General features: G+C 63.5%; 10 protein-coding genes. 5 read left to right on the forward strand and 5 right to left on the reverse strand.

Translation table 11 applies throughout. The annotated features are described in order from the left end of the window. On the forward strand, nt 1–276 hold a 276-nt coding region (locus tag I5W_RS22725; RefSeq protein ID WP_044530955.1), incomplete at its 5' end, for a TraB/GumN family protein. 84 nt (nt 277–360) lie between these two features. Here the strand turns inward: I5W_RS22725 and argB are convergent. The 4 genes from argB to I5W_RS22745 all read right to left on the reverse strand — a co-directional run bounded on the left by argB (nt 361) and on the right by I5W_RS22745 (nt 3,871). After that, nucleotides 361–1,254 carry an acetylglutamate kinase gene (gene argB / locus I5W_RS22730; protein WP_017449731.1) on the reverse strand — a complete coding sequence of 298 codons (894 nt, stop codon included), beginning with the start codon at nt 1,252–1,254 and terminating at the stop codon, nt 361–363. Nucleotides 1,255–1,375: 121 nt separating this feature from the next. Further along, nucleotides 1,376–2,170, reverse strand: coding sequence for an SPOR domain-containing protein (locus I5W_RS22735; RefSeq protein WP_017449732.1), 795 nt, complete (start codon nt 2,168–2,170; stop codon nt 1,376–1,378). A 58-nt stretch (nt 2,171–2,228) separates the two neighbouring features. Beyond that, nucleotides 2,229–3,023: a type III pantothenate kinase gene (locus I5W_RS22740; protein WP_044530956.1), complete on the reverse strand. Its 795-nt coding sequence runs from the start codon at nt 3,021–3,023 to the stop codon at nt 2,229–2,231. Beyond that, nucleotides 3,020–3,871: a biotin--[acetyl-CoA-carboxylase] ligase gene (locus I5W_RS22745; protein WP_044530957.1), complete on the reverse strand. Its 852-nt coding sequence runs from the start codon at nt 3,869–3,871 to the stop codon at nt 3,020–3,022. The genes I5W_RS22740 and I5W_RS22745 overlap by 4 nt, the downstream gene beginning before the upstream one ends. Nucleotides 3,872–3,954: 83 nt before the next feature. On the opposite strand from I5W_RS22745, the gene I5W_RS22750 reads away from it, so the two are divergent. From I5W_RS22750 to I5W_RS22765, 4 genes are all read left to right on the forward strand, one after another. Beyond that, complete coding sequence (locus tag I5W_RS22750) at nt 3,955–5,106, forward strand: VanZ family protein (RefSeq protein WP_017449735.1); 1,152 nt, start codon at nt 3,955–3,957, stop codon at nt 5,104–5,106. 77 nt (nt 5,107–5,183) lie between these two features. Next, complete coding sequence (locus I5W_RS22755) at nt 5,184–5,510, forward strand: (2Fe-2S) ferredoxin domain-containing protein (RefSeq protein WP_017449736.1); 327 nt, start codon at nt 5,184–5,186, stop codon at nt 5,508–5,510. A gap of 77 nt (nt 5,511–5,587) precedes the next feature. Then, a complete protein-coding gene (locus I5W_RS22760) occupies nt 5,588–6,250 on the forward strand; it encodes an alpha/beta hydrolase (RefSeq protein WP_044530958.1) in 663 nt (220 codons plus the stop codon). 297 nt (nt 6,251–6,547) lie between these two features. Beyond that, entirely contained in the window at nt 6,548–7,702 is a 1,155-nt protein-coding gene (locus I5W_RS22765) for a D-alanyl-D-alanine carboxypeptidase family protein (protein ID WP_017449738.1), read from the forward strand. Nucleotides 7,703–7,812: 110 nt separating this feature from the next. Here I5W_RS22765 and ahpF read toward each other — a convergent pair whose 3' ends face one another. Beyond that, nucleotides 7,813–9,414 carry an alkyl hydroperoxide reductase subunit F gene (gene ahpF, locus I5W_RS22770; RefSeq protein WP_017449739.1) on the reverse strand — a complete coding sequence of 534 codons (1,602 nt, stop codon included), beginning with the start codon at nt 9,412–9,414 and terminating at the stop codon, nt 7,813–7,815. Nucleotides 9,415–10,006 lie beyond the last annotated feature (592 nt).

The raw sequence follows: 10,006 nt of genomic DNA on the forward strand, positions 1-10,006 counted from the left end.
CAAGCTCGATTTCTGGTCGATGCCTGGCGTCATGCCGACAGTGCCGGCTTTGCCCGTGCGCTCAAGGAACTGCAAGAGGACGGCAGCTTCTCCAGCCACTTCACGGTCCAGGCCCTGCTGCGCGAGCGCAACCCGGGCCTGGCCGCCGGCATCGCCGAGCTGCTGCACCGGCAGGACCAGGCCGTGGCGGCCATCGGCATCCTGCACCTGGTGGGGCCGGACAGTGTGCCGCTATTGCTGGGCAAGCGAGGCTTACAGGTAAAACAACTTTATTGAGCCCATCGGCGACTGTCCGCGCGGCGAACAAAAAAGGGATGAGCATGGGCTCATCCCTTTTGCTTGCGCTCTGACGCCTGCGGATCAATGGGAACGGATCATGGTCCCGAAGGCCTGTTCGGTCAGCACTTCCAGCAGCAGCGAGTGCTCGATGCGACCATCGATGATGTGCACCGTGTTCACGCCCGACTTGGCCGCATCCAGCGCCGAGGAAATCTTGGGCAACATGCCGCCGGAGATGGTGCCATCGGCGAACATCTCGTCGATCTCGCGCGCCGACAGGTCGGTGAGCAGCTTGCCGGCCTTGTCCTGGACGCCCGCGATGTTGGTCATCATGATCAGCTTTTCGGCGTGCAGGATCTCGGCGATCTTGCCGGCCACCACGTCGGCGTTGATGTTGTAGGCCTGGCCATCGTCACCAAAGCCGATGGGCGAGATGATGGGGATGAAGGCGTCATCCTGCAGCGCCTTGACCACGGCCGGGTTGATCGCCTCGATCTCGCCCACGTAACCGATGTCGAGGTAGGCGCCCGGATGCTCCTTGTCCGGCATCTGCATCTTGCGCGCGCGGATCAGGCCGCCATCCTTGCCGGTCAGGCCCACCGCCTGGCCGCCATAGTGATTGATCAGCATCACGATGTCCTGCTGCACCTCGCCGCCCAGCACCCATTCCACCACTTCCATGGTTTCTTCGTCGGTAATGCGCATACCCTGCACGAAGGTACCTTGCTTGCCGATCTTCTTGAGCGCTGCATCGATCTGCGGGCCACCACCGTGGACCACCACCGGGTTCATGCCCACCAGCTTCAACAGGATCACGTCACGGGCAAAGCCGTGCTTGAGGCTTTCCTCGGTCATGGCATTGCCACCGTACTTGACCACGATGGTCTTGCCGTGGAATTTGCGGATGTACGGCAGCGCCTCGGCCAGGATTTCGGCTTTGATCTGGGGGGCTACGTGGGTCAGGTCGGTGGTCATGGCATGGTCCTGTGGATGGGATGGGGATGGGGATGCGTTTAGGGACGGGATTTTACATGGAAAGCAGGCCGACTTCGCAGCGCAACATGCAGCCTGTCCGATCCAGGCAACGTTGCCGCGCTCAGGCGCTGCAGGCGCGGATTTCCTGGTCGGGGAAAGCACTCTTGATGTTCTCCAGGGCAGTGCGGGCTTCCGGTGTCAGGTCACGCAACTGGAACACCTGCTTGCCGGCCCCGGAACGCCGCGCAATGATGCGCGCACTGCGCACCCCGCGCGAGATCAGCTGGCCGACGTAGGCCTTGGCTGCCTCCTCGGTACGGAAGATGCCCAGCGAGACGCCATAGCGCAGCGCCGGATTGGGGAAGCTGTCGGGAATGACGTAGAAGTCGCCAATGCCCAGCCGGCGCAGCTCGGCAACGCGGCGATCAGCGCCCTCGCGCCCGTTCTCGGGGGCGATATAGACCATGTGGCTGGTGACGTCCTGGGTCAGCTTCTGGACCACCTTGTCGCCCAGGTTCAGGCTGGCCAACTGCTCCGAGAAGCGGCGCGCATCCGCAGCGGTGAAGTTGCCCACTTCGGTACAGGAGGGGGTGACGGCGGCTGTCTGGGTGGCGGCGGCGGTCGGGGCCGGCTGGGTCGCAGTGGTGGAGTTGGTGGAGGTAGCGGGCGTGGCCGAAGCCGCCGCCGCTGTGGCATCCGCACTGGCCACCTGGGCTGTGGCCGGTTGCGCGCGCAGTTGCGAGGCCAGCTTTTCGCTATTGGCCGGCAACACGCTCAACAGTTCAGGATGCAATTGCTGGGCCAGGCGCTGGGGTTCGCGGCGCTCGGTGGCGCTGGCGCCGAAATAACCGCGCGTCAATCCGAACAGGATTACGTTACCTGCCAGCAATAGCCAAAAAAGCAGTTTCAGCTTCATCCTTGCCTTGTCTTTCCTTGCCCTGGTTGATTCTTCGATTGCCTGGATGGACCGGCGCTCAGCATTCCTGGTTCATCGCCACCTGCAGGCCGATGAGCACCAGATTATCCACCTTTTCCAGCGGCGTCTCGCCCAGCGTCAGGTAAGGCGCCAGCAGCAAACCCGCGCCCCCGGCCAGCAGGCAGCGCAGGCTGGCCTGCGGACGCTGGCGGCGACGTTCGGCCAACGCGTGCTCGATCGCCCCGACCTGGGCGGCGATGCAACCGGAGACGATGGCCTCCACCGTATGTTCGGCGAACACCCGCTCAGGCGGGGCGGCGCCATCGATGCGCGGCAACTGGGCGGTATTCAAGGCCAGCGAGGTCGCCATGGTGCCAAACCCCGGCAGGATCATGCCGCCCTCGAAGACGCCCTCGGCGCTGACCACGTCGATGGTGGTGGCCGTACCGCAGGTGGCCACCAATAATTCCTCGCCGGCAAACAGCGCGCGCGCACCGATGGCAGCGGCAAAGCGATCGCATCCCAGCTGGCCGGGATGGCGGTAGCCATTGCGCAGCCCGGCCCGTTGCGGGGTGGAGGCAAACCATTCGACGATCACGCGGGGGCCGAACACCTGTAGCAGGATGGCCTGCAGACTCTCATGCAAGGCCGCGCCGGCGACATTGGAGATGCACACCTGCAAGTCGCTGCCGGACCTGGCCAGACCGGCCCACTGCGGCACCAGTGCCGAGAACTCGGCGCGATCCACGGCCCCCTGCTGGCGCCAGCAGCCCAGCGCAGGGGCGGCGGTGTCGGCCGAGTCGGGCACGGCCCACTTGATGCGGGTATTGCCGGCGTCGACCAGCAGCATCATCCGTCCTGCAAGCGCAAGGAGACATCACCGGCCAGCACCTCCACCTGCCCGGCCTCGGTATCGATCAGGAAGCGGCCCATCATGTCCACCCCCAGCGCAATCCCTTCATGGACCACGCGACCGTTATCGACGATCTTGACCGACTGCCCGGCATAGGCGTGGAAGGTTTCCCAGCGCTTGACGAAGGCGCCGAAGCCGCGCTGTTCGAACTCGGTCAGCACTTCGGACAAGGCACTGACGATGATGGCCAGTACCGTTTCGCGCGGCGGCTTCTGCAATTCGGGCGCCGCTCCCACCGCGCGTTGCAATTCATCTTCCAGCCCCGACGGCACCGCCAGGTTCAGGCCGATGCCGATCACGGCCCAGGTCGCATCGGCACGGCCGCCCTCGGCAGCAGTCTCGATCAGAATGCCGGCCAGCTTGGCGCCATCGCGCAGCACATCATTGGGCCATTTCAATTGCGGCCGCACGCCGAATACCTCCAGCGCCTCGGCCAGGGCCACGCCGACGGCCAGCGGCAAGCCCAGGAGCGCGTGGGTGGGCCGCTGCAGGCGCCAGGCCAGCGAAAAGGTCAGCGAATCCTGCGGCTGGGCGCGCCAGGGCCGACCAGCGCGGCCACGGCCGGCGGTCTGGCGGTCGGCCACCAGCAGCAAGGGACGCTGCAGGCTGGAAAGACGTTGCATCAGGTCGATGTTGGTGGAACCGGTCTGGGCCACCGCCTCGACATCGATGCGCTGCTGGCCTTGTGGATCGGAACCGGCCAGCAACATGCCGATGCGCTCGGGGCGCACCAGCGGTGCCGAATCGGGTTCGGCGGACAAGGGAAAAGTCAGGGTCATGCTGCGCATTGTAACGGCAGTGGGCCTGTGCGCGAATGTAAAGCCTGCTCTCGGTCAGCCCGGGGCCACTGAAATCGGTTACCCTCTGGCCCATGCCCGCCCCGCCCGACCACGCCCCCGTGCTTCCCGCTACCCCGGCCAGCGCTCCGGTGGCCTCGTCGTTCGCCCGCGTAAGCCTGCTGGTCTATACGCTCTTGATCGTCTATGCCAGCTGGTACCCCTTCTCCGGCTGGCGCGACATCGGCATCAAGCCCTTCGATTACCTGGGCGCGCGCCTGCCCTATTACTGGACCGGCTTCGACGTCTGGACCAATGTCGCCGGCTATGCCCCGCTGGGCCTGCTGCTGGTGCTGTCCCTGTATCCGCTGTTGCGCCCGTGGTGGGCCGTCTGGCCGGCTGCGCTGGCGGGGGTGCTGCTGTCGGCCTGCATGGAAGCGGTGCAGACCTACCTCCCCACCCGCGTGCCCTCCAACCTGGATCTGTTGACCAATTCCATCGGCGTGACCCTGGGGGCCTTGCTGGGCGCGGCCTGCAGCCGCTACTTCCTGCAGGAGAGCCGTTTTTTGCTGCTGCGGCGACGCTGGTTTTCCAGCGAGGCCAGCCGCGGGCTGGTGGTTGCCGGGCTATGGCCGCTGGCGCTGATCTATCCGCAGAACCACCTGTTCGGCCTGGGCCACCTGGTGCCGCCCGTATCGGCCTTCTTTTCCGACCTGCTCGACACTCCCATCGACCTGGCCACCACCTGGCTCAACAGTGCGCAACTGAGCGCCGAGCAATACTGGCTGGCCGACGTCATCGTCACCGCCTGCGGCCTGACCGGCGCGGCGCTGTTGATGTTGCTGCTGCTGGGCCGCCAGGCGCCGCGCCGACGCCTGGTCACGCTCTACCTGCTGGGCTGCATCGCCGCCAAATCGCTGGCCTGCGCGCTCTTCTTCGCGCCGCAGAATGCCTTCGTCTGGATCTCGCCCAGCGCCGTGGGCGGCATCATGCTGGGCACCATGATGATTGCCGGACTGACCTGGGCGCCGCCCAAGGCGCAGCGCCGGGTGGCGGCGCTGGCGCTGATCCTCGCCCTGGTGGTGACCAATGCGGTGCCGGCCAATCCCTATTACCTCTCCACGCTGGAAACCTGGGTCCAGGGCAAATTCCTCAATTTCGACGGCGCTGCGCAATTCCTGTCGGTGCTATGGCCCTTCCTGGCGATCTGGTTCCTGTTGCATCCGGTGCACCGCAGGCCAGGCTGAGCGGGGTGTATCATTGACGCTTTGCCGGGCTTTGAGCACCAGCGCCGGCACCGTCGCCACTCTCCACAGGCCCTTCCATGAGCGATCAAGATCAACCCTACTACGAACACCACGTCTTCTTCTGCCTGAACCAACGCCAGCCGGGCGAGCGTACCTGCTGTGCCGACAAGGGCGCGCAGGCGGCCCAGGAACATGCCAAGAAACGCATCAAGCAACTGGGCCTGGCCGCGCCCGGCAAGGTGCGCATCAACAAGGCCGGCTGCCTGGAGCGTTGCGAGGAAGGGCCGGTGGTAGTGATCTACCCGCAAGGCACCTGGTACACCTATGTGGACCAGGAAGACATCGATGAAATCATCGACAGCCACATCGTCGGCGGCAAAGTGGTGGATCGCCTGAAAATCTGAAGATATGAAGGTTTGAACACCGACCTGCCCTGCAAGCCGCTTGCAGCAAGCTTCCCCTCATCCGTTTTTAGCAAGCCATGAACGTACACACCCAGCATTTCATGATCCCCGGCGCCGTCGGCCAGCTCGAATGCGCGCTGGACCTGCCGGACCCCGAGCAATTCGCCGCCCCGGTCGGCCTGGCCCTGGTGGCCCACCCGCATCCGCTGTATGGCGGCAGCATGGACAACAAGGTCGCGCAAACCCTGGCCCGCACCTTCCTGGCGCTGGGCTACGTGGCGGTGCGCATGAATTTCCGTGGCGTGGGCAAGTCCGAAGGCGTGCATGACCATGGCGCCGGCGAGACCGACGACATGGCCCTGCTGCTGCTGCACATGCGCACCCAATATCCCGACCTGCCGCTGGCGCTGGGCGGTTTTTCCTTCGGTACCTTCGTCCAGGCGCAATTGCAGCAGCGCCTGCTGCAACAGGACGCAGCCACGGCGGCCGAACGCCTGGTACTGGTGGGTACCGCCGCCGGCAAGTGGCCCATGCCGCCGGCCCCGGCCAATACCATCCTGATCCACGGCGAGCAGGACGACACCATCCCGCTGTCGGCCGTGCTGGACTGGGCGCGCCCGCAGGAGCTGCCGGTGGTGGTGATTCCCGGATCGGATCACTTTTTTCACCGCAAGCTGCAACATATCAAGAACGTGGTGGTCGAAAGCTGGCATCGCCGCCCGGCGCAGCTTCAGGCTTGAGTGTCTTTACGTTTTTTTACGCAACGCACCCAGGCATGAGGCCGGACGGCGCCGCACGATGCAGCCAAGGGCGCCATGCCGGTTTCGTGAGGGGATTTTCGGGGATGAAGATTCATTCAATTGGGAACGAAGCCGCGTGACGTTTTATAATTCAGTGCGTGCAGCCAGCCCGGCACTTCCCCGTGTCGCCGCCATGCTGCCGTCACCGATGGAACCAGACTGACCCGCCCTGCCTCACCTCTTTTCAAACCAACAGCTACGATGTTCCCCCGTGCTGGCAATTTTTCTTAGGCACCGATGAAAAAGCTTCTCGCGGCGCTCGCCGCAACCGTCCTATCCTTTTCCGCACTCACCGCTTCCGCCCAGACCCTGCCGCCGCCCACCGTGGCTGCCAAGAGCTGGCTGCTGCTGGATGCCTCGGCCAACCAGGTGATCGCCTCCAGCGAACCCGACATGCGCGTGGAACCGGCCTCGCTGACCAAGCTCATGACCGCCTACCTGGCCTTTGCCGCCCTGCGCGACAAGCGCCTGAGCCTGGAGCAGGAAGTCAACGTCTCGGTCAACGCCTGGAAGGTCGATCCGAGCAGCTCCAAGATGTTCATCGAGCCCAATAAGCCGGTCTCCATCGACAACCTGCTCTACGGCCTGATCTCGGTCTCCGGCAATGACGCCGCCGTGGCCGTGGCCGAAGCCGTGTCCGGCACCGAAGACGCCTTCGTGCAATTGATGAACCGCGAAGCGCAGCGCCAGGGCCTGACCAATACCCACTTCAGCAACCCGCACGGCCTGCCCAGCCCGGACACCTATACCACCGCGCGCGACCTGTCGATCCTGTGCCGCAACCTGATCAACGACTTCCCCGAGTACTACAAGCGTTATTACTCGGTGAAGAAGTTCACCTACAACAACATTACCCAGCCCAACCGCAACCGCCTGCTGTGGCTGGACCCGACGGTCGACGGCATGAAGACCGGCCACACCTCCAGCGCCGGCTATTCGCTGATCACCTCGGCCCATCGCCCGGTGCCCAACGGCGAACGTCGCCTGATCTCGGTGGTGATCGGCACCGTCTCCGATGCGGTGCGCACCCAGGAAAGCCAGAAGCTGCTGAACTGGGGCTTCCAGAACTTCGACGCCGTCAAGCTCTATGCCAAGGGCCAGCCGGTCGATACGCCTGATGTGTGGAAGGGTTCGCAGAGCAAGATCAAGGTCGGCTTCAAGAACGACGTCTACATCACCATCCCCAAGGGTACGGCTGACAAGGTCAAGACCAAGCTGGATCGCAATGATCCGCTGATCGCCCCGATCTCGGAAAACGCCAAGGTGGGCACCCTGAAGGTGACCATCGACGACAAGACCGTGGCCGAGCTGCCGGTGGTGGCGCTGGAATCGGTGGGCCCGGCAGGCTTCCTGGGCCGCGCCTGGGATTCGCTGCGCTTGATGTTCAAGTAAGCTGCCAGCGGTACTGCTCGGTACTGCTTCAACAAAAAACGCCACCGGCTGATTCAACCGGTGGCGTTTTTTGTTTCTTGCTACTAGTGCGAGTGCGACTGGCGTATGACTCAGGCAGCCACTGCTTCCTTGGTCGCCGCCGGGGCCACGTCATCGGCCGAGGAGCGGATCAGGTGATCGAAGGCCGACAGTGCCGCCGTCGCGCCGGCACCCACGGCGATGACGATCTGCTTGTACGGCACGGTGGTCACGTCGCCCGCGGCGAAGACACCCGGAATCGAGGTCTGGCCCTTGGCATCGATCTCGATCTCGCCATGCTTGGACAAGGCCAGCGTCCCCTTCAACCATTCGGTGTTGGGCACCAGGCCGATCTGGACGAACACGCCTTCCAGCGCCACATGCTTGATCTCGCCGGTATCCCGTTCCTTGTAGCTGATGCCATTGACGCGCTGGCCGTCGCCGGTGATCTCGGTGGTCTGCGCCGAGGTCACGATGGTGACGTTGGGCAGGCTCTTCAACTTGCGCACCAACACCGCATCGGCCTTCAGTTCGGCAGCAAATTCGATCAGGGTCACATGGGCGACGATGCCGGCCAGGTCGATAGCCGCTTCCACGCCCGAGTTGCCGCCACCGATCACCGACACGCGCTTGCCCTTGAACAGCGGACCATCGCAGTGCGGGCAATAGGCCACGCCCTTGTTCTTGTATTCCTGCTCGCCCGGCACGTTGACGTTGCGCCAGCGCGCGCCGGTGGACAGGATCACGGTCTTGCCCTTCAACACGCCGCCATTGGCCAGCTTCACTTCGATCAGCTTGTCGCCCGGCACCAGCGCCTCGGCGCGCTGCACGTTCATGATGTCGACGTCATAGGCCTTCACGTGCTGTTCCAGGGCGGTCGCGAATTGCGGACCTTCGGTTTCCTGCACCGAGACAAAGTTCTCGATGGCCAGGGTATCGAGCACCTGGCCGCCGAAACGCTCGGCCACCACGCCGGTACGGATACCCTTGCGCGCTGCATAGATGGCAGCGGCGGCACCAGCCGGGCCACCGCCGACGATCAACACGTCATACGGCGCCTGTGCGCTCAATTCTTCACCCTTGCGGGCGGCAGCGCCGGTGTCGAGCTTGGCGAGGATCTCTTCGACGCCGGTACGGCCCTGGCCGAAGACTTCACCGTTCATATAGACGGTCGGCACAGCCATGATCTGGCGTTGCTCGACTTCACCCTGGAACAGCGCGCCATCGATGGTCACCGACTGGATGCGCGGGTTGATGATGGACATCACGTTGAGCGCCTGTACCACTTCCGGGCAGTTCTGGCAGGTCAGCGAGACATAGGTCTCGAAACGGTAGTCGCCGTCCAGGTTCTTGATCTGCTCGATGACCTTGTCGTCGAGCTTGATCGGGTGGCCGCCCACTTGCAACAGGGCCAGCACCAGGGAGGTAAATTCGTGGCCCATCGGGATCGCGGCGAATTCGACGCTGATGTTGGTCCCGGGGCGATGTAACTTGAAGGACGGAGTACGCGCATCCTTGTTGGTACCGCGATGTTCGACCAGGCTGATACGGTCGGACAGCAGCACGATTTCTTGCAGGAGTTCCTGCATCTCACGGGATTTGGCGCCATCATCGAGCGACGCGACGATCTCGATCGGGTGGCTGACCTTTTCCAGATAGGCCTTCAATTGGGTCTTGAGATTGGCATCAAGCATGATGATTCACTTCCTCGTTGAGAGATTCAAAGTCGCCCTGACCACGGCCTCGCCCTTGTGGGGGTCGACCGCTTGCCCGGGGGGAGCGGGGCAGGACGGGTACTGCAGGGATGTTCTTCAGAGCAGGATGTTCTTCAGAGCATTTAATTGCCGAGTGGGCGTAGCGAGCGGGCCGAGGTCCGTGGGAGAAGCGCAGCCGTACTTCAGTACGGCGAGCATCGCAGCGCGGAGATCGGCCCGCGCAGTAGCCCAATCGGTAATTAAATCTTGCCGACCAGGTCCAGGGAAGTTGGCTGCGCTCCCAATGCCAAATAATTATGCGACCTCAATTTGCGGTGATGATTAATGCTTCTTAAATCCGATATTAAATTGAATTTAATGCTGGGACAGGCACCGCAATGGCGCAGCAACATCGCCGAACATAGGCCTCACCAACCCTTCAAGAGACCTCTAAAAATGTGCTGAAAGCCGCCCCCAATCAGGACTTCAGCGATACGAAAGCACGTCTTAAAACAACGCACCAAACCGCAACAACGCCATGGAAAATGCCCGGAAAGGTCTCGTTTAAAAGTAGAAGCTGCTTCAATCTCCC

Origin of the sequence: Herbaspirillum sp. B65, assembly GCF_000333555.1 — a bacterium.
Taxonomy (GTDB): domain Bacteria; phylum Pseudomonadota; class Gammaproteobacteria; order Burkholderiales; family Burkholderiaceae_D; genus Herbaspirillum; species Herbaspirillum rubrisubalbicans.

Bases quoted from the DNA above. Each gene is read 5' to 3' on its own strand.
- I5W_RS22760 (WP_044530958.1), top strand. From the start codon at position 5,588: ATGAACGTACACACCCAGCATTTCATGATCCCCGGCGCCGTCGGCCAG.
- I5W_RS22750 (WP_017449735.1), top strand. From the start codon at position 3,955: ATGCCCGCCCCGCCCGACCACGCCCCCGTGCTTCCCGCTACCCCGGCC.
- argB (WP_017449731.1), bottom strand. From the start codon at position 1,254: ATGACCACCGACCTGACCCACGTAGCCCCCCAGATCAAAGCCGAAATC.
- I5W_RS22740 (WP_044530956.1), bottom strand. From the start codon at position 3,023: ATGATGCTGCTGGTCGACGCCGGCAATACCCGCATCAAGTGGGCCGTG.
- I5W_RS22755 (WP_017449736.1), top strand. From the start codon at position 5,184: ATGAGCGATCAAGATCAACCCTACTACGAACACCACGTCTTCTTCTGC.
- I5W_RS22745 (WP_044530957.1), bottom strand. From the start codon at position 3,871: ATGCGCAGCATGACCCTGACTTTTCCCTTGTCCGCCGAACCCGATTCG.
- ahpF (WP_017449739.1), bottom strand. From the start codon at position 9,414: ATGCTTGATGCCAATCTCAAGACCCAATTGAAGGCCTATCTGGAAAAG.
- I5W_RS22735 (WP_017449732.1), bottom strand. From the start codon at position 2,170: ATGAAGCTGAAACTGCTTTTTTGGCTATTGCTGGCAGGTAACGTAATC.
- I5W_RS22765 (WP_017449738.1), top strand. From the start codon at position 6,548: ATGAAAAAGCTTCTCGCGGCGCTCGCCGCAACCGTCCTATCCTTTTCC.